General features: G+C 64.3%; 16 protein-coding genes. 8 read left to right on the forward strand and 8 right to left on the reverse strand.

All coding sequences use genetic code 11. The features are described 5' to 3' along the window. Positions 1-95: 95 nt before the first annotated feature. The 4 genes from AC1DVS_RS15015 to AC1DVS_RS15030 all read right to left on the reverse strand — a co-directional run bounded on the left by AC1DVS_RS15015 (position 96) and on the right by AC1DVS_RS15030 (position 4,069). Complete coding sequence (locus AC1DVS_RS15015; RefSeq protein ID WP_478024293.1) at positions 96-542, reverse strand: helix-turn-helix domain-containing protein; 447 nt, start codon at positions 540-542, stop codon at positions 96-98. Continuing rightward, positions 539-1,843: an acetamidase/formamidase family protein gene (locus tag AC1DVS_RS15020; RefSeq protein WP_478024295.1), complete on the reverse strand. Its 1,305-nt coding sequence runs from the start codon at positions 1,841-1,843 to the stop codon at positions 539-541. The genes AC1DVS_RS15015 and AC1DVS_RS15020 overlap by 4 nt, the downstream gene beginning before the upstream one ends. A gap of 170 nt (positions 1,844-2,013) precedes the next feature. Then, positions 2,014-3,669 (reverse strand): M56 family metallopeptidase, encoded by a 1,656-nt coding sequence (locus AC1DVS_RS15025; protein ID WP_478024296.1) that lies wholly within the window; start codon positions 3,667-3,669, stop codon positions 2,014-2,016. A 13-nt stretch (positions 3,670-3,682) separates the two neighbouring features. Then, positions 3,683-4,069 (reverse strand): BlaI/MecI/CopY family transcriptional regulator, encoded by a 387-nt coding sequence (locus AC1DVS_RS15030; protein WP_478024297.1) that lies wholly within the window; start codon positions 4,067-4,069, stop codon positions 3,683-3,685. 359 nt (positions 4,070-4,428) lie between these two features. Here AC1DVS_RS15030 and AC1DVS_RS15035 point away from each other — a divergent pair, with 359 nt between their 5' ends. Both AC1DVS_RS15035 and AC1DVS_RS15040 read left to right on the forward strand, forming a co-directional pair. After that, on the forward strand, positions 4,429-5,073 hold the full coding sequence (locus tag AC1DVS_RS15035; RefSeq protein ID WP_478024299.1) for a hypothetical protein: 645 nt from the start codon (positions 4,429-4,431) through the stop codon (positions 5,071-5,073). A gap of 35 nt (positions 5,074-5,108) precedes the next feature. Then, complete coding sequence (locus tag AC1DVS_RS15040) at positions 5,109-5,648, forward strand: hypothetical protein (protein WP_478024300.1); 540 nt, start codon at positions 5,109-5,111, stop codon at positions 5,646-5,648. A gap of 209 nt (positions 5,649-5,857) precedes the next feature. Here the strand turns inward: AC1DVS_RS15040 and AC1DVS_RS15045 are convergent, their stop codons facing one another. Continuing rightward, positions 5,858-7,114 carry an N-acetylmuramoyl-L-alanine amidase family protein gene (locus AC1DVS_RS15045; RefSeq protein WP_478024302.1) on the reverse strand — a complete coding sequence of 419 codons (1,257 nt, stop codon included), beginning with the start codon at positions 7,112-7,114 and terminating at the stop codon, positions 5,858-5,860. Between the two features lie 480 nt (positions 7,115-7,594). On the opposite strand from AC1DVS_RS15045, the gene AC1DVS_RS15050 reads away from it, so the two are divergent. The 5 genes from AC1DVS_RS15050 (at position 7,595) to AC1DVS_RS15070 (ending at position 14,389) form a co-directional block, all read left to right on the forward strand. Then, positions 7,595-10,342 (forward strand): Rne/Rng family ribonuclease, encoded by a 2,748-nt coding sequence (locus tag AC1DVS_RS15050; protein ID WP_478024303.1) that lies wholly within the window; start codon positions 7,595-7,597, stop codon positions 10,340-10,342. Positions 10,343-10,497: 155 nt separating this feature from the next. Beyond that, positions 10,498-11,853: a M48 family metalloprotease gene (locus tag AC1DVS_RS15055; RefSeq protein ID WP_478024304.1), complete on the forward strand. Its 1,356-nt coding sequence runs from the start codon at positions 10,498-10,500 to the stop codon at positions 11,851-11,853. Next, positions 11,850-12,617: a DsbA family protein gene (locus AC1DVS_RS15060; RefSeq protein WP_478024305.1), complete on the forward strand. Its 768-nt coding sequence runs from the start codon at positions 11,850-11,852 to the stop codon at positions 12,615-12,617. Before AC1DVS_RS15055 ends, AC1DVS_RS15060 begins: the two co-directional genes overlap by 4 nt. A 66-nt stretch (positions 12,618-12,683) precedes the next feature. Next, positions 12,684-13,625 (forward strand): ABC transporter ATP-binding protein, encoded by a 942-nt coding sequence (locus AC1DVS_RS15065; protein ID WP_478024306.1) that lies wholly within the window; start codon positions 12,684-12,686, stop codon positions 13,623-13,625. After that, positions 13,622-14,389, forward strand: coding sequence for an ABC transporter permease (locus tag AC1DVS_RS15070; protein WP_478024308.1), 768 nt, complete (start codon positions 13,622-13,624; stop codon positions 14,387-14,389). Before AC1DVS_RS15065 ends, AC1DVS_RS15070 begins: the two co-directional genes overlap by 4 nt. Here AC1DVS_RS15070 and AC1DVS_RS15075 read toward each other — a convergent pair. Continuing rightward, a complete protein-coding gene (locus tag AC1DVS_RS15075) occupies positions 14,386-16,257 on the reverse strand; it encodes a CocE/NonD family hydrolase (protein WP_478024309.1) in 1,872 nt (623 codons plus the stop codon). The genes AC1DVS_RS15070 and AC1DVS_RS15075 overlap by 4 nt on opposite strands. Before the next feature lie 120 nt (positions 16,258-16,377). Beyond that, positions 16,378-16,611 (reverse strand): hypothetical protein, encoded by a 234-nt coding sequence (locus tag AC1DVS_RS15080; RefSeq protein WP_478024470.1) that lies wholly within the window; start codon positions 16,609-16,611, stop codon positions 16,378-16,380. Between AC1DVS_RS15080 and AC1DVS_RS15085 the strand changes: the two genes are divergently transcribed. Beyond that, positions 16,513-17,424, forward strand: a complete 912-nt coding sequence (locus AC1DVS_RS15085) for an MBL fold metallo-hydrolase (RefSeq protein WP_478024462.1) — start codon at positions 16,513-16,515, stop codon at positions 17,422-17,424. The two genes, AC1DVS_RS15080 and AC1DVS_RS15085, sit on opposite strands and share 99 nt — an antisense overlap. A 3-nt stretch (positions 17,425-17,427) precedes the next feature. Here AC1DVS_RS15085 and AC1DVS_RS15090 read toward each other — a convergent pair whose 3' ends face one another. Further along, positions 17,428-17,844 carry a hypothetical protein gene (locus AC1DVS_RS15090; protein WP_478024310.1) on the reverse strand — a complete coding sequence of 139 codons (417 nt, stop codon included), beginning with the start codon at positions 17,842-17,844 and terminating at the stop codon, positions 17,428-17,430. Positions 17,845-17,854: the final 10 nt, after the last annotated feature.

A 17,854-nucleotide genomic window follows, 5' to 3' on the forward strand; every position in this document is an offset into this window, starting at 1 on the left:
CAGCGTCTCGCCCTCAACCTCACCCCGCGCTGCTGCGCAGCTTGCCCCTCTCCTAAGAGGAGAGGGGAAGAAAGGCGCTTGTCCCAAGGAGAGCCTCAGCCTCGGGCAGCCGTCCTGGCACGATAGCGGAGCACCTCACGGGCGCTGATCTTCCGATGAGTCCCAACCATCCGGTACGGCAGCTCGCCGCGCGTCAGCAATTTGACGAGATGGGGCCGCGAGATGTCGAGCAGGTCGGCTGCCTGTTGCGTGGTCAGTTCGCTCCCGACCGGCACGATCGCCACGGCGTTGCCCTTGCCGGTTTCCTCGACCAGCCGGACAAGAGTGCGGAACAGGGTTGCCGGCAGGGTGAAGGACTCCGGCCTCGCGCGCGAATGCCCAGACGGCTCGGGCGCGACGCTGATCAGCATGTCGCCCTGATCGAGCGTCGTCAGGATGCGCACCGCCATCCGCGCCGCGTCGATCTCGCCGGGGCTCGGTTCATGGACCTCAGCCAGATTCGCTGCCCAGGGCGCCAGCGGGGGGCGGCCGCGCGCGGTCATTTCGCCGGCCGTGACAGGCCCTGCAGGCGTGCCTTGTCGATCTTGAGGACGATGCCGGAATTGCGGTCAGCGACCTCGCTGATCCGATATTCCGCCGCGGTGCCGATCACCTGGGCTACCTCGGACGGGGTGAATGCATAATCGTCGGTCAGCCATAGCGCCATGTTGGCGGTGGCGCTCTTGAAGGCATCGTCGAGCGAACCGGACAGCCCCATCGCCATGATGTGGTTCGCGGATTCGACGCGGGGGCCGGGCATTCGCCTGCCCGGCAGCACATCGACGGTGAACTCCACATCGAGCGAGGTTTCGAGCGCGTTGCCGTTGATCTCGCCGTCACCCATCAGCGCATGGCCGTCCCCGACATAAAGAAGCGCGCCGGGATTGCGGACCGGCAGATAGACTGTCGTCCCCTCGACGATCTCGTTGAAATCCATGTTGCCGCCCCAGCTGCCCGAATCTCCGGTCGGGGCGGGTGCGTCCGACGGCCCCGGCGCTACGGCGATACAGCCCAGCATCGGCCGCAACGGCACTGTATAGCCGGCGAGATGCGGGTCAGGATTTTCCGGCGTCGCCACGCCGCGCGCTAGGTCGAGATGCCATTTGACCGGCTTGCCATTATCCTTCGTCATCACTGCGAGCCGGCTGTTGAGCGCGCTTTCGACGAGCGCATCGTCGGTTCCCGCCCAGTCGCGGTTGAGGCGCAGCCGGGTGATGTGGACGGCGAGGATGTCGCCCGGCATCGCCATCTCGACATAAAAGGGCCCGGTCTGCGGATTGCCGCCGGCCGATCGCTTCACGCCGGCTGCATCGACGCCGCCGGCATCGACCGTGATGGTATGGACCGTGTCGCCCGGCGCGATCGTCAGGACGGGCGCGGTTTGCGCTGAAAATTGTCGGTGGAAAACGGTCGGGACGAAGTCATGGCGTCGCGGGGAAGCGGCACTACGCTCGGGTATGAGGGTGGCCGTAAAGGCATGAGCATAGGGAATTGTCGCACCCACGGATTCAATCGAGACGATGGTGCCTGACAGGACACCGTCCTTAATGACCGCCTGAACCCGGTCCGATCCGCCGAACTTGTCCTTGGCGACGAAGCTGAGGATGTTGTTCATGACAGCCCCGTCCAGACTGTTACCGTTCCAGCTGCCGCCGAGCTTTTCGCCACGCCAGTCGAGATCGAGGCGGAAATAGCGCGTGGTACCGAAGACCTGTGTCGTGACCAGATAATGTCGCGTGACCGGCGCTTGCGACGCCGCCTCATCGGCGCTGGCCGCGTGCAGCGTGGTTGGACACAGGGGCACTGCCAATGCAAGCGCATAACAGGCCAGGCTCCGATACTGCCTCGTCCGATACTGCCTCATTAGCCGCTCCCTCAAGATCTTGGTGAAAAACCGTCTTCATTGGGCAAGCCGGTGGCGTCCGCTCCGAAGGCTTGCTTCGGCTCGTTCGCGCCTGCTCCCCCTGGGTGAGGTTATCCGGTGCCGCTCCCGTCGCGTGCCCGGGCGGTCTCGACCAGGCGCTGGTGAATGAGATGCCAGGTGTCGAGGGTCGGATCGGCCTGTTTCGCCGCGCGGGCATAGTCGGGCGTCACGCCGAGCTTACCGAGCATGATCAGCTTGCCCGGCTCGATCCGGTCGAAGCCCGCCGCCCGCATCGCCCTGATGAAGGCGGGCGTCACGCCGTACAGGCTGAAGCCGACCACATCGCGCCAGTCGCTGGGCGCCGCACCCGCTTCCTGCAGGGCGCGGATATCCGCTGCCCGAACGCCGCGCGTCCATAGGGTCCTGATCTGCCGCGCGATCGGTGTGCCGAGATCGAAAGCGGCGAGGCTCCGCACATAGTCCGGCGGGACGCCGTCCTGTTGCATGGACTGAAGATAGCGGTCGTCATCCGCATAGCCGGCATTGCGCATCGCCCCGGCATAATCTTCAGGCTCGGGAGAGGTGGCGGGTGCCGGTGCTGCCTTTGCCAATGGTTTTGGCGCGGGTGGCGGGGCGGGTTGGTTCGCCGATCTGTCGACCACCGACACGGTCGTGCGGGCGCCGAAGCGCACCGATACCGAGGGTCGATGCGGAGCCGTCGTTGCCCGAGGTGGTTGCCGAGGTTTCGAGGAAACACCGTCGGCGGCGCGCGCGTACGGCAGCGGCGAAAACAACAGCAGCGATGCGATGCCGGCCGCGGCGGCCAGGAGTGGCGCAATGCGTCGCGGGCGTTGCGGTTCGCTGCCCAGGATGCGCGTGATCCGTGCCCGCAGGCCGGTGCCCGAATCATGGCCGTTAAGTGCGGGCGCGAGGCGATGGGCCGGGCGGACGCGTTCGAGCGTCACCAGCGCGGCGGCATAGGTCACCGGATCGCCACAGACCGCCACGGCCATGTCGTCGCAGCAAAGCTCGCGCTCGGCGCGCAGCCGGCGGCCGATCCACCACACCGCCGGGTGAAAGAAGAACAGCGTTTCGACGATCGTTTGCAGGATATTCCACAGGAAATCGGCGCGGCGGATATGGGCGAGTTCATGCGCCAGCACTGCCTCAAGCTGCGCGGGCGAGAGCGCCGTCAGCGCCGATACCGGCACCACGATCACTGCCCGCACCACGCCGACGACGAACGGTCCGCAGGCGTGGGCCGAGAGGCGCAGGGCTACCCGGCGGGTGATCCCAAGCCGCGTGCACAACGCATGTACCAATGCGGTGAGGTGCTCAGGAACATGGGGATCTGTCGCGCGAACGAAGCGGCGCAGGACATAATAGCCGCCGAGCGCGCGCAGCGTCAGGCACAGCACGCCGGCCAGCCACACCAGATCGAGCCAGGGCAGCAGCGCACCGATGTCCAGCGCGTTGCCAGTCACGTTCGCAAGCGCCTCGCCCGTGATGTTGATCCGTACATTGCCCGAAACGTCGGTCACCGAAATGTCGGGAGCGGCGAGGCGGATCGCGGTCAATTCATGGATCAGCGTAGCCGCCGCTGTCAGGACCATCGCGAGCAGAGCGGCCACGGCAAGCCCATAGCGCATCCGGCTACCGGCATTCCGGAACGCCATGTCGATCGCGCCATAGACCAGCGCGATCGCACTCGCCTGCCAGCAGAAATGGAGGAGCGTCCAGCCGAGCGCGTCGGGATGCAGCGTCATCGCGCCCCCCTCTTCATCGCGGGCGCCTTTTCGCGTCGATCAGGCGTTCGATCTCGCGAAGCTCATCGGCATCGACTGCCTCCATCGACAGCGCATGCATGGCAAGCTGCGCGGCCGATCCGGCGAACAGCCTTGTGGTGAGGTCGCGCAGCAACTGGCTCTGCGTGTCGCTCTGGGTCGCGGCGGCGCGATAGACATGCGCCTTGCCGAGCTCGGTCCGCTCGACCAGCCCCTTGTCGGTCATGATCTGAAGCGTCTTGAGGATTGAGGTATAGCCGCGCGGGCGTTCCCGGCTGAGGCTTTCATGGAGTTCGCGCACTGTGGCGGAGCCCTTTTCCCAGAGCGCGGCTAGCAGCTCCAGCTCGGCTTCGGTGGGTTTGGGCAGGTCGCGCTTGTCCATGACCGGGGTTTATACGAAGAGCTTCGTAGGAGTCAACGAAGACCTTCGTAGGTGGCTGTCGGTGGAGCACCGTACAATATTCTGTACAGGTGAATTGCGCCACGTCGCCGTAGTTCATTGCGCCAGCGCAGCGATGTGAAGTGATCGACCGCCGCCTGCTCGTCCGGGAAGGCACGGAGCAGTTCGACAGGCCCTTAAATTCGGTCGACATCAAATCGTTCTCGGCAACGCCACTTGTGGCATTAAGTCAGATTTGGACCAAGCACGTATAATGAGTCCCATTATGTGGGCAATGACAACCGACTTGTAGCTGAGGACCCACCTTGGCAAAAGCATCAGCAGTCCGGGGGAGAGGGAAAATGATTCTACGCTCGCGCAGGCCCTATATCGCGCTGATCGCCATCGTGGCCGCAATCTTGTTTGCAGCAGTCCTGCCATCGACCGCAGTGCAGGCGATGAAATTCTATGTCGCCAACGCGCTCGGCGAGGTGAAGCCGGAGGAAAAGGTCACTCCGGCGAGCCCGAAGCCGGTGCAGATCATCTTCGAGTTCCAGCGCAACGGCCAGGTGAACGCAAAGGCGACCAAGCTGGTAAAGGCGTGGGTCATCGAAGACCTGAAGAAGACCGGTGATTTCAGCGACGTGGTCGAAACACCGACCACCGATGGCGCTGTGGTCAGTATCAAGTTCAACAATGTCGTAATCAAGGAAGAAATGGACAAGGCCAAGAAGGACGCCTTCGGGGCCGGTCTTGGCTTCGGTCTTTTCGGCGGCGTCGTCGCGGTCGACCACTATGTAACCAGCTTCGATTATGTCGCGACGACCGGTGCTACACCGATCCATACCGAGGTCAAGCACGAGCTCTATGCAAAATATGGCAACAAGCAGGCCGAGATTCCTGGCACGCTGTACGCGAAGCCGGATGAGGCGATTAAGGTCCTTGTTCGCCAGGTTCTCGATCGCGGTGCGAACAACATTGTCTCCGATCCGGCCTTTCCGCATTGACCGCAACGGATCGATGGCGCCGCTTGCCGGCGGCCATGTTCGTGGCGTCCTGCTGCGCGACGATGACGGCGTGCGCATCGTCCGTAGAGGAGGTGCCGCCATCGCTTGAGACGATGCAGGTCTTGCGTGTGCAGGGTGTGCCGCCGATGGCCCTGGGTACTTTCATCGCCGCCAGCCCCGAGATCGACCATGCGATCTCGATCCGGCTCGGCATTCTGCATGCGCCCAAGGGACGCACCTTCGCTCAATTTCTCGGCGCGAGCTTCGAGACGGAGCTGAAGGCGGCTGGGAAACTCGATCCGGCGTCACCATTGCGGCTCGATGGTGTGCTGACCGAAAGCCGCGCGGACGATGATTTCAAGAAGGGCGGCGGTTCACTGGGTGCCAGGATCAGCCTCTGGCGCGGCGGCAAACCGGTGCTGACCAAGGGCTATCACGTGGAGGCGAAATGGCATTCCGATTTCATCGGTGCAATTGCGATCGACGAAGCCTTTCTCCAGTATAATGCGCTTTACGCTATGCTGGTGCGCAAGGTCCTTTCCGATCCCGAATTTATCGCAGCGGCGAAGGGTTAGGTACGGATCACAATTCGTCAGCATTGCGATGCCCCGTACATAATGGAAGGCGGCGATCGGCATGACGTTGTCAACAGGTGCGGCCGTCAGGCTTGCTCTCGGCCGATCGATACAACCATATCGAAATCTGCGCTCTCCGGCGTGATTAGAGCGGGAAACCGTTGTCCTTCTCATTGCCGGCAAAGGAAATCGCGGTCCGGACGGCTCCGCTAGTCGTTCGACGCCAGCCGCTTCGCGAAGTGAATGTCGACGGCACGGCGCACGCTTTCTGCGATGCGCTGGCGGCCTTCGGGGGAATCGATGAAGGCGGCGTCGCTCGGGTTGGAGATATAGCCGGTCTCGAACAGGATCGAGGGCATGTCCGGCGCCTTCAGCACGACGAGCGAGGCCATGCGGTGGAAACTGGGCTTCACCGGCATCAGCGGCTGGGCTTCGCGGCCGAGCAGCCGGGCAAAGTTCGCCGAGCTGTTCATCGTCTCGCGCTGGGTGAGGTCGATCAGGATCGAGGAGATGTCGGCCGAGGTCGAGGCAAGGTTAACGCCCGAGATGATGTCGGCCTTGTTCTCGCGCGCAGCCAGCCTGGCGGACTCCTTGTCCGAGGCGACTTCGGACAGCGTGTAGACCGAGGCGCCGGTCGCGTTGCCCGAGCCGACGCTGTCGCAATGGATCGAGATGAACAGACTGGCGTGGAGCTTGCGGGCAATGCCATAGCGCTCCTGGAGGACGAGGAACCGGTCGTCATCGCGGGTCAGGGCGACCCGGACCCGGCCCGACCGCAGCAACTCGTTCCGGATTGCCTTGGCGATCTTGAGCGTCACATCCTTTTCGCGGCGGCCGTCGATCGGCGAGACCGCGCCGGGATCGACGCCGCCATGGCCGGCATCGATCACCACCAGCGGACGGCTGTCGTCCTCGCCATAGACCGGCGGCAGCGCCAGGGTGCGGCTCGAGGGCGGGATCGGTACCGACACCTCATATTTGCGTGCCGGGCTCTCCGCACCCAGATTGAAAGGCGGCAGGAAGCGCAACCGGCGCTCGGCCGCTGCCTGGGCGAAGCTCGCATCGTCGACGGTGCGGAGTTGGAGCGTCAGCTCACGGCCATCGGGGCCGAACACGCCTTCGGTTACGATCGTCGGCCGGGCGAGATCGAAGACGATCCGCGTGCCGTCATTGCCGTGTGGCGCCTGGCGCACCGCCGCGACCACGCCGGCTCCGCCGACCCGCGCGCCCGGCGAGGCGCCGCCGACATCGACGGCGATCCGTTGCGGCGAGGCGAGTATGAAGCTCGACGCATCGGCCACGCTCTGGTCGAAACGAATGATGATACGGTCGTGCCGGATCTCGACGCGTTCAATCGTCGCGGCCAGGCTCGGGGTACCGCCAAGCCAGCAGGCCAGAAGGGCTAGGACGAAGGACACGGGACGGTAATGCCGCGCCGCTATGGCAACGGTCCAGCGAAAATCCATGGACGGGGGGTCCCATTAGGGGCGGAAGCGATACCCAGGTGGTAAATCCCGGCCCGTTCCAACACGGTGAACCGATTGGGTTAACGCGCTCTTGAGCATAAAATTGCCGGCAAATGGGCTGGAACGTGCCGGTTGCTGTGCGGTGACAGCGGTGCTACTCATCAAATTGCACCGGCAAGCGCTTCATCTTGCGCCGATCCGGCCGCACAGCCGCACCGGCTTTTCGGCGCGCGGCTCTTCAGGTTGACGTTCGCATGATGCATTTCCCCCATCCCTCGCACCGCCCGGCTTCGCCCGGCGGGATTGCGGGCGTGCGGGGTGCCCTGAGCCAGATGGCCCGGCGTGCATGGCGAGCAGAGGCATTTTTCGAAACCATCCGCACTCCCGGCTCCGGCGGCGATTCCGCCGGCGCGAGGATGCACAAAAATTGCGCGCGGCCAGCGCCGCCAGGCACCGGACCGCGCGCCCGGAGAACAATAAATGACCATGCGTATGCTGATCGACGCACGCCACCGGGAAGAGACCCGCGTGGCTGTCGTCAAAGGGAACCGAATCGAGGAGTTTGATTTCGAGTCCGCCGAGCGCAAGCAGCTCAAGGGCAATATCTATCTGGCCAAGGTTACCCGTGTCGAACCGTCGCTCCAGGCGGCGTTCATCGATTATGGGGGCAACCGCCACGGCTTCCTCGCCTTCTCGGAAATCCATCCCGATTACTACCAGATCCCCAAGGAGGATCGCGAAGCGCTGTTGCGCGAAGAGGCCGAGCATGCCGCCGAGGAAGCGGCTCTGCGCGCCCAGCATGACGACGAAGAGGATCTTCATGATGAGGACGGCGAGGCCGAGGATCATCATGACCATGACCATGATGACGAGGGCCATGATGGCGACGAGGATTCAGTCGAGCGCTTCGAGGATGACGGCGGTGCCGATCCCGAAATAAGCGGCGAGCAGGAAAGCCGCGGCCGTGGCCGCCGCAAGCGCAGCGCCGCCGACGATGCGGTCGACGATCTGCGCGAGCGTCGCATGAACCTGCGCCGCCGCTACAAGATCCAGGACGTGATCCGGCGCCGTCAGGTGCTGCTGGTCCAGGTCGTGAAGGAAGAGCGCGGCAACAAGGGCGCTGCGCTGACCACCTATCTCAGCCTTGCCGGCCGTTATTGCGTGCTGATGCCCAACACGTCGCATGGCGGGGGAATCAGCCGGAAGATCAGCAATGCGGGTGACCGCAAGCGGCTGAAGACGATCATGGCGGATCTGAAGCTGCCGCCCTCGATGGGCTGCATCGTCCGCACCGCGGGCCTCCAGCGCACCAAGGTCGAGATCAAGCGCGACTTCGATTATCTGGCGCGGCTGTGGGACGGGATCCGCGAGACGACGCTTGCGTCCTCGGCGCCGGCGCTGGTGTATGGCGACAGCGACCTGCTCAAGCGGGCGATCCGCGACATCTATAATCGCGACATCGACGAGGTGATCGTCGAAGGTGCCGAAGGCTATCGCCAGGCCAAGGAGTTCATGAAGCTCCTGATGCCGAGCCATGCCCGCAAGGTGAAGCATTATTCCGATCCGGTGCCGCTGTTCCAGCGCAGCCATGTCGAGGAACAGCTTGCCGCGATGTACCATCCGGTCGTCCAGCTGAAATCGGGCGGCTATCTGGTGATCAACCCGACCGAGGCTCTGGTCTCGATCGACATCAACTCGGGCCGTTCGACCCGCGAGCACAGCATCGAGCAAACCGCGACCGCGACTAACCTCGAAGCCGCGCACGAGATCGCCCGCCAGTTGCGGCTGCGCGACATGGCCGGCCTCGTCGTCATCGACTTTATCGACATGGACAATGGGTCCAACGTCCGGAAGGTCGAGAAGGCGATGAAGGAGGCGCTGAAGAACGATCGCGCCCGCATCCAGGTCGGCCGCATTTCGAGCTTCGGCCTGATGGAGATGAGCCGCCAGCGCCTGCGCACCGGCGTGCTCGAGGCATCGACCCGCCAGTGCCCGCATTGCGAGGGCACCGGACTGGTTCGCACCGCATCGTCGGCCGGTCTGTCGGCGCTTCGCCTGATCGAGGACGAGGCAGCGCGCGGCCGTGGGTCGCAGCTGTTGCTGCGCGCCAGCCAGGAAGCCGCTTTCTATCTGCTCAACCGCAAGCGTGCCGAACTCGCCGAGATCGAGGATCGCTACGGCGTGACGATCGAGGTCGCGCCTGACGGCGAGCAGGAGGGCGCCCGCATGTCGGTCGACGTCTCCGGTCCGCCGCCGGCCCACGCGCCGCGCTTCGAAGCCGCGATCGAGGAATTCGACGAGGATCTTCCCGAGGACGAGGAGGAGTTCGAGGCCGAGGAAGAAGAAGAGATCGAGCAGCCGCGCGGCCCGCGCGAACGTGGCGAACGGCCGGCCGAGCGCCAGGGCGAACGCTCCGGCGACGATGAGGGCACTGCGCGCCGCCGCCGCCGCCGTCGTGGCCGCCGGGGTCGCAATCGTCCCGAGGGCGAGGAAGGCACGGCCGAGCGCAGTGAGAATGAAGGCGGGGGCGAGGACGAAGGTTCCGAGCAGGACGCCGGTGGCGAGATCGAAGCAGCCGAAGGCGAATTCGCCGGCGAACAGCCGGTTGCGGGCGAAAGCGGCGAAGGCCGTCGTCGTCGCGGTCGCCGCGGTCGTCGCGGTGGTCGTCGCAATGAGGGTGACCGTGCCGAGGGCGCGCCAGCTGAAGCTGGTGATGCCGAGCCGGTGAGCGAAGCGCCTGTCGAGACGGCCGAAGAAGCGCCGGTTGAAGCCGAAGCGCCGAAAAAGGGCCGTCGCCGGCCCAAGGCGCGGACTGACGTCGCCGAGCCGGCAGCAGCCGAGCCCGTCGCCGAGACTGCGCCGGTCGAAGCCGTAACTGCCGAGGAAGCTGCTCCAGCCAAACCGAAGCGCGCCCGCCGCGCCAAGGCCGCACCGGTCGAGGCCGAAGCGCCTGAGCCTGAGGTCGTGGCACCTGAGGTCGCGGCGCCCGAGGCAGCCGTTGCCGAAGCTCCGGCCGAAGCGGCCAAGCCCAAGGCACGCGCGCCGCGCCGCAAGGCTGGTGCAAAGGCTGTGGCCGACGCGCCGGCCGAGGCGCCCGCCATCGCGCTCGTCGAAGAGCTCGACGGTGCCGTGCCAGCGGACGATGTCGCTGCCGGCGTCGATGCCGCCGATCCGGGCGAGGCGGGTTCTGCTCGTCGCGGCTGGTGGCAGCGCACCTTTGGCCAGTAAGATGGGCGGTCAATAAGAGGCAGCCAACATAATGAGGTCCCGGCCCCTCCTGTAACGGGAGGGGCCGGGCACCTTCACCCGCCATTCAGGCGGTTTCCGCCAGCAGGAAGGCCGTTCCAATTGCCTGTGGAAGGAATTTCGGCGATATGTCGGCCATGAAGCGGCTCGTCACGGTACTCGCGCTTTCCTTGCTGATCTGGACTCAGCCGGCGGCTGCGCAGTCGATCCTGCGCGATGCCGAGACCGAGGCGCTGTTCAACGACATGTCGCGGCCGCTGATCCTCGCGGCGGGCCTTTCCCCCAACAATGTGCGCGTCGTGCTGATCAACGACGATTCGATCAACGCGTTCACTGCGGGTGGCCAGACGGTCTATGTCAATTCGGGGCTGATCCACGCAGCCGACAATGCCAATCAGGTTCAGGGCGTGATCGCGCATGAGCTCGGCCATGTCGCTGACGGCCATGTCATCCTGCAAGGCGCCGGCGTTAAGCCAGCGATCGGCATTACCCTGCTCAGCATGGTGCTCGGCATCGCCGCGATGGCGGCCGGCGCGGGCGATGCGGGCGCGGGCATTCTCGCGGCCGGGCAGGCAGCGGGGCAGGGCAAGTTCCTCGCTTATAGCCGCGTCCAGGAAGCCACGGCGGACGCGACGGGCGCCAAGTTCCTCCGTCAGGGCGGGATCAGCGGGCGCGGCATGCTGACCTTCTTCAAGAAGCTTCAGAACGAGGAATATGCGTACGGCCTCAAGAACATCGATCCCTATGAGCAGAGCCATCCGCTGAGCGGCGACCGCATCGCCAACCTGACCGCCGATGTGATGAACTCGCCGGCATGGAATACGCCGCCCGACCCGGCGCTCGAGGATCGCTTCAAGCGGGTGAAGGCCAAGCTCGAAGGCTATGTCGCGCCCTATCAGCAGACGCTGAACCATTTCCCCGACAGCGATCAGTCGATCTACGCCCATTATGCGCGGGCTTATGCGTGGCATAAGGCCGGTTACCCGGACAAGGCCGATGCAGAGGCTGAGGCGCTGGTGAAAGCAATGCCGCACGACCCGTATTTCCTCGAGATCAAGGGGCAGATCCTGCTCGAGGCGGGCAAGCCGCAAGAGGCACTGGCACCTTTGCGCGAAGCGACCGAGCTGTCGCGCAACGCGCCGCTGATCGCCACGACCTTCGGCCATGCGCTGATCGCGACCGAGGACAAGGCGAACTATCCCGAAGCGGTGAAGGTGCTGCGCCAAGCGGTTGCGCGCGATGACGACAACCCCTTTGCCTGGTATCAGCTCGGCACTGCTTATACCCTGGTCGGCGACGAGCCGCGGGCGCAGCTCGCGACGGCCGAGCAGGCGAGCCTGACTGGGGATTCCCGGACCGCGGCTTACAGCGCCAAGATCGCGATGGCGGGCATCACGCCCAATACCAGCGACTGGATCCGCGCGCAGGACATCGCGATGACCGCGCAGAACGACATGGACGACAATCCCGACAAATATAAGCGGCGGCGATGATCGAACGCATCGCGAAAAACCCGCTCGGCCTGGCCGGGCTGGCGCTGGTTGCCGCGCTGATCGGGGCGGCCGCTTTCTGGCTGTTCCAGCGTGCCGTTCCCTCGCCGCTCACCGCTGTCGATCGCGGGCGGATGGAGCTGGTGGTCCACGACTATATCCTCGCGCACCCCGAAGTGCTGCCTGAGGCGATGCGGGTGCTGCGCGAGCGCGAGACCGCGCAGCAGCAGAGCGAGGCGGGCAAGGTCGTCAAGGCCAATGCCAGCGCGATCCTCGAGCCGTTCGGCAGCGCCTGGGCTGGCAACCCCAAGGGCGATGTCACCTTGGTCGAATATTTCGACTATAATTGCGGTTATTGCCGCGCCAGCCTGCCGGCGATCACGCAGCTGCTGGCGAGCGATCCCAAGATCAGGATCGTCTATCGCGAGCTGCCGATCCTCAGCGAGGAAAGCGGTGTAGCGGCCAGGCTCAGCCTCGCAGCTGCGGAGCAGGGCAAGTTCCGGGCGTTCCATGATGCGCTCTATGCCGGCGGTCAGCTGACCAATGAGAGCATGGCGGCGGCGGCGAAGTCGGTCGGACTCGATATGGCGCGGGCCAAAGCGCTTGGGCCGCGTGCGGAAGCCGAGATCGCGTCCAATCTCGAGCTTTCGCGCAAGATGGGGATGACGGGAACGCCGAGCTGGATCATCGGCGACAAGATCATCTCCTCGGCGCTGCCGCTCGAGGAATTGCAGAAAGCGGTCGCGGCGGCGCGGGCCAAGGGCTGATCGGTTGTAGCGGTGGTTGCGGGGACGGGGGCCCCAACCTATCTGAGGCCCAACCAAAGGGGCCTCATGACAAAAATCCTTTCTGTCGCTGGCGTTTCCAAGACGTACGCCTCCGGTCAGCGCGCGCTCGAGCCGATCGATCTGGAGATAAACAAGGGCGAAATCTTCGCGCTGCTCGGGCCGAACGGCGCGGGCAAGACGACGCTGATCAGCATCATCTGCGGGATCGTAACGCCCTCGTCGGGCACGATCACGGTGATGGGGCATGACGCGCTGACCGACTTCAAGGCGGCGCGCCGGCTGATCGGGCTGGTGCCGCAGGAGCTGTCAGTCGACATGTTCGAGACGGTGATGGCGACGGTGCGCTATAGCCGGCGCCTGTTCGGCCGGTCGGGGCATGACGAGTATATCGAGCAGGTGCTGCGCGACCTGTCGCTATGGGACAAGCGCAACAGCAAGATCATGGAGCTCTCGGGCGGGATGAAGCGCCGCGTGCTGATCGCGAAGGCGCTGAGCCACGAGCCAGACATATTGTTCCTCGACGAGCCGACCGCCGGCGTCGACGTTTCCCTACGCCGCGACATGTGGAAGCTGATCCACCGGCTCCGCGACAACGGCACGACGATCATCCTGACCACCCATTATATCGAGGAGGCCGAGGAAATGGCCGACCGGGTCGGCGTGATCGACAAGGGCAGGCTGATCCTGGTCGAGGAGAAGACCGAGCTGATGAAGCGGCTCGGCAAGCGCCAGATGCTCATCTCGCTGATCGAACCGATGGCCGCGATCCCCGCCGAGCTCGATGACTGGCATCTCGAGATCGAGGACGAGGGCAAGCGCCTGCGGTACATCTTCGATGCGCGGGCAGAGCGCACCGGCATCCCTTCGCTACTTCGCAAGCTCGGCGATCTTGGCATTGCCTTCAAGGATCTCGAGACGTCGAAAAGCTCGCTCGAGGACATCTTCGTCGACCTGGTCGGCCGCGATCGCAAGGAGGTGGCGGCATGAATATCAACACCCATGGCATCTGGGCGATCTACCGCTTCGAGATGGCGCGGGCGCTGCGCACCTTGTGGCAGAGCCTCGTCACGCCGGTGATCACCACCTCGCTCTATTTCGTCGTGTTCGGCGGCGCGATCGGCTCGAGGATCAGCACGGTCGGCGGGGTTGGCTATGGCAGCTTCATCGTGCCGGGGCTGATCATGCTCTCGCTGCTGACCCAGAGCATTTCGAACGCTTCGATGGGCATCTATTTCCCCAAATTCACCGGTACCGTGTTCGAATTGCTCTCCGCGCCGGTCACCGCGATGGAGATGGTGGTTGGCTTTGTCGGTGCGGCGGCGACCAAGTCGATCGTGCTCGGCCTTATCATCCTCGCGACCGCGGCCTTGTTCGTGCCGCTCCACATCGCGCATCCTTTCGCGATGGTGGCGTTTCTGGTGCTGACGAGCATTGCCTTCAGCCTGTTTGGGTTCATCATCGGCATTTGGGCCAAGGGCTTTGAGCAACTCGCCTTCGTGCCTGCCTTGCTCATCACCCCACTGACCTTTCTCGGCGGCGCCTTCTATTCCATCGACATGCTGCCCCAGCCATGGCGGACGGTGACCCTGTTCAACCCGGTCGTCTATCTGGTCAGCGGGTTCCGCTGGAGCTTCTTCGACAAGGGCGATGTGAGCGTCGGGGTGAGCCTCGGCGTGACGGCGCTGTTCCTGGTCGTGTGCCTGGCTGCGGTGGGGTGGATCTTCAAGAGCGGTTGGCGGCTGAAGAACTAGCGGATGACCGGCAGCACGATCTTCGAGCCTGCGCAGACCTTCTGAGTCGCCTTGATGAAGTCGCTCGGCTTGGCGCGGGCGATGTTGGGTACGAAGCTCTGGGGATTGCGGTCGATGACCGGGAACCAGCTCGACTGGATCTGGATCATGATGCGGTGGCCCTTGAGGAAGACATGGTCGTGCTCGCGCATCGGCACGTCCCATGCCGTGATCTTGCCCGGCACGAGCGGCTGCGGCGCCGTGTCGCTGGCGAGGAAACGGCCGCGGCGAACCTCCATCGCGATCGGCAGCTGATAGCCGTTCAGTGACCTGGCATAGTCGCCGGGCTGGAGCGGCGCGTGACCCTTCACCTCGTCATCGGGATAGACGTCGATAAGCTTGACGACGAAATCGCTGTCGGTCCCGCTGGTCGAGGCCATCAGTTTCGCGGCGACGCTGCCGGTGACGGTGAGATTCTCCGTCAGCGGCGCGCCCATATAGCTCAGCACGTCGGGCCGGCCGCCGAGGAAGCGCTGGTCGGCGGCTTCCCACCATTGCCAGTCCGGGCTGAGATAAGTGCCCGCCATTGGCCGCTGGCGGAACGGCACGGGATTGGCCGGATCGGAAACATAGTCGCGGCAGCCCTCGGTACTGGCGGGCGCGAAATAGGAGAGGGTGCCGTCGGTGCGGAGATAGAGGCTGACGGCGCCGGCGCCGGGAACCGGCCAGCTTTTGTAGCTGTGCCAGGTCCAGCTGCCGCTCTGGAAGCTCTTCACGCCCGAGCCGGGCTTCTCGCCCTTGCCGTGGAGCCAATAAGCGAAGAAGGGCGCCTGGATCTGCTCCTGGAATTGCTGGCCGCTCTGCACGCCATATTGGATCGGGCCGAGATTGTCGGCCGGGCGCTGCCAATAGCCATGGCTCCACGGGCCGGCGACGATCGAGGCGAGGTGATCGGGATCGTTCTTCGCCTGCTTGAAATAGATCTGCCACGAGCCCCAGGGATCTTCCTGGTCCCAATAGCCGGCAACGTTAAGCGTCGGCACCACCGTCTTGCCGAGCGCATCGCTCCAGCGCTGGCCGGTGTAGAAGCTGTCGTGATTGGGGTGATCGAGCAGCGAGGTGAACATCGGCACCTTGCCCTTGAAATAGAGCTTGTCGATATTCTCGACCGGGCCGGTCTTCAGGAACCAGTCGTAGGTGTCGTACGTGTCGTAGTGGAATTCCTTATTGTCGTTCTTGTCGAGCTGCAGCGAGGAGACCCAGTCAGTCGCGTAGCTGAGACGGAGCGCGCCGTTGCGGTGGAGATCGTCATTCTGCCAGTAATCGATCCAGGCTGCCTGGGGGCTGACCGCCTTCAGCGCCGGGTGAGGATGCGCGAGCGCGACCGCTGCGGCGAAGCCGGGATAGGAGACGCCCCACATGCCGACCTTGCCGTTGTTGTTGGGTACATTCTTCACCAGCCAGTCGATCGCATCATAGGCGTCGGTGGCTTCGTCGATCGCCTTGGGATCGTTCGGGTGGACCGCGGTCGAGAGGGTGAAGACGCCGTCCGACTTGAAGCGCCCGCGCATCGACTGGCTGACATAGATATAGCCGTCCTTCTCGAACGCAGCCCAGTTCTTCGGCACGGTTTTGGGCGCCGTCGTGTTGACGCCGTAAGGCGTGCGCGAAAACAGGATCGGGAGTGGACCGGGATGGTTGCGCGGGCGCAGGATGACGGTCTGCAGCTTCGCGCCGTCACGCATCGGCACCATCACTTCTTCAATGGTGAAGGGCGATTCGTTCGCAGCGTCGGCTGCCGTTGCCGCCTGGGGCCTGCCGGCAAGAGCCGGGGCAGCAACGCCAAGGAGAAGCGCGGCGATGGCACAGGCGGATTTCAAAGGACGCACGAGATTCTCCCGGGTGAGTACCGCGTATCCTGCGGTTGGTGAGACGGAAGTCAATCGCGGACACGAGGCATCACTGCGGGTTTTCGAGTGCGGATTTGAATCAGCGAGGCCGGCATTTGCTCACCTTGAAGTCGCTTGCTTGGAGCCGCTTTCCTCGCCAAGCTTTGCGAAATGTTGAACGTGCGCATTCTCGGCATCCCGCCCAACGACAATGCGTTGTTGCTTGTCGCGGACAGCGGACGAAGCCGAACACGGATGCTGTTCGACTGCGGCGCGGACACGCTGGCTGGCATTTCCCAGGGTGAAATCCAGGCGATTGGGCATCTCTTCCTGTCCCATCTTCACATGGATCATGTGAGCGGATTCGATGCATTCTTCCGAGTGAATTTCCAGCGATTGAACATGGAAAATCACATCTGGGGACCTACGGGCACGGCAAGGATCCTGCACCATCGCTTCCAGGGCTTCTGGTGGAGCCATGCAGCCGAGCTTTCAGGCACATGGTTCGTCCATGATGTCGACGCCGCCACCATCCACGATTACCGTTTCGAAGCCGGAGAGGCATTCGCGACCATGCACGATGGGGGAACGTGCAGCCATGACGGGACGATCCTGGAGACAGCTGAGGTGCGTGTGGACGCGATCCCGCTTGTCCACCACGGCTTGTGCCTAGGCTATGCAGTGCGCGAACCGGACAGGCAGACGATCGATACCGCCGCGCTCGCCGCTTCGGGATTGAAGCCCGGCGCCTGGATTGCCGAACTCAAGAATCCGGATAACAGCTCGGTCGTCATCGACGGTCTGGTGCGCGACGCGGCGGACCTTCGCCAGCAGCTCATGCGCACCGAGAAAGGTGAGAGCTTTGCGTATCTGACCGATTTCCTGGCCGATGAGGAGCAACGCCAACGCATCGCGCCGCGATTGGCGGGCATCGATACGCTTTATGCCGAGGCGCAATATGCGGTTGAAGACGATGCACTGGCCCGCAAATACCATCATTCGACGATCGACCAGATTGCCGAGCTGGCCCGGCTGGCGAAGGTCGGGCGCTACACGCTCCTCCACCTTTCGCGGCGCTACAGTCCCGATGAATGGATCAGGATGTGCGAATGCGCCCGCGCCATCTTTCCCAACTCCGGCTTCATCGACGAATGGAAGTTGGGTTAAGTCTCAGGCGTCCTTCACGGCGTAGAAGGAACACACCACGCCCGCTGGATTGACCACGCCCGGGCCGCTGCCGGGATGCGGGATGGTGCGGATGACCGAGCCGACGATCGCCGACACCTGGCCGACGCCATTGGGCCAGTCAGGCACCAGCCAGCCCTCATAATCATAGATCCATTGCGCGCCGCCGACGACCCCCACGCCCTGGAAGCGGACCTGCATCGGGCTGCCATATGCGCGCGAGCCCTTGAGCGCGAGCGACCAGCCGGGGCCACCGATCGTACCGCGGAGCACTGCCATCGGCGCCTCGGCGATGACGATCGTGCCGCGGCCGAATTCGAGATCGTTGAACGCCTTGCTGATATCGGGATCGTTGAGGAAGCTGCGATAGGTCCAGCTGCCGGTGAGCGGGTTATCGTGCATGGGTTTTCCT

The sequence above is a fragment of the Sphingomonas sp. P3_C5 genome (assembly GCF_056402635.1).

What these genes read in the sequence shown, in the direction of transcription:
- AC1DVS_RS15015 (WP_478024293.1), bottom strand. Translation starts at nt 542, where the DNA reads ATGACCGCGCGCGGCCGCCCCCCGCTGGCGCCCTGGGCAGCGAATCTG.
- AC1DVS_RS15025 (WP_478024296.1), bottom strand. Translation starts at nt 3,669, where the DNA reads ATGACGCTGCATCCCGACGCGCTCGGCTGGACGCTCCTCCATTTCTGC.
- AC1DVS_RS15030 (WP_478024297.1), bottom strand. Translation starts at nt 4,069, where the DNA reads ATGGACAAGCGCGACCTGCCCAAACCCACCGAAGCCGAGCTGGAGCTG.
- AC1DVS_RS15035 (WP_478024299.1), top strand. Translation starts at nt 4,429, where the DNA reads ATGATTCTACGCTCGCGCAGGCCCTATATCGCGCTGATCGCCATCGTG.
- AC1DVS_RS15040 (WP_478024300.1), top strand. Translation starts at nt 5,109, where the DNA reads ATGTTCGTGGCGTCCTGCTGCGCGACGATGACGGCGTGCGCATCGTCC.
- AC1DVS_RS15045 (WP_478024302.1), bottom strand. Translation starts at nt 7,114, where the DNA reads ATGGATTTTCGCTGGACCGTTGCCATAGCGGCGCGGCATTACCGTCCC.
- AC1DVS_RS15050 (WP_478024303.1), top strand. Translation starts at nt 7,595, where the DNA reads ATGACCATGCGTATGCTGATCGACGCACGCCACCGGGAAGAGACCCGC.
- AC1DVS_RS15055 (WP_478024304.1), top strand. Translation starts at nt 10,498, where the DNA reads ATGAAGCGGCTCGTCACGGTACTCGCGCTTTCCTTGCTGATCTGGACT.
- AC1DVS_RS15060 (WP_478024305.1), top strand. Translation starts at nt 11,850, where the DNA reads ATGATCGAACGCATCGCGAAAAACCCGCTCGGCCTGGCCGGGCTGGCG.
- AC1DVS_RS15065 (WP_478024306.1), top strand. Translation starts at nt 12,684, where the DNA reads ATGACAAAAATCCTTTCTGTCGCTGGCGTTTCCAAGACGTACGCCTCC.
- AC1DVS_RS15070 (WP_478024308.1), top strand. Translation starts at nt 13,622, where the DNA reads ATGAATATCAACACCCATGGCATCTGGGCGATCTACCGCTTCGAGATG.
- AC1DVS_RS15085 (WP_478024462.1), top strand. Translation starts at nt 16,513, where the DNA reads ATGCTGTTCGACTGCGGCGCGGACACGCTGGCTGGCATTTCCCAGGGT.
- AC1DVS_RS15080 (WP_478024470.1), bottom strand. Translation starts at nt 16,611, where the DNA reads ATGATCCATGTGAAGATGGGACAGGAAGAGATGCCCAATCGCCTGGAT.
- AC1DVS_RS15090 (WP_478024310.1), bottom strand. Translation starts at nt 17,844, where the DNA reads ATGCACGATAACCCGCTCACCGGCAGCTGGACCTATCGCAGCTTCCTC.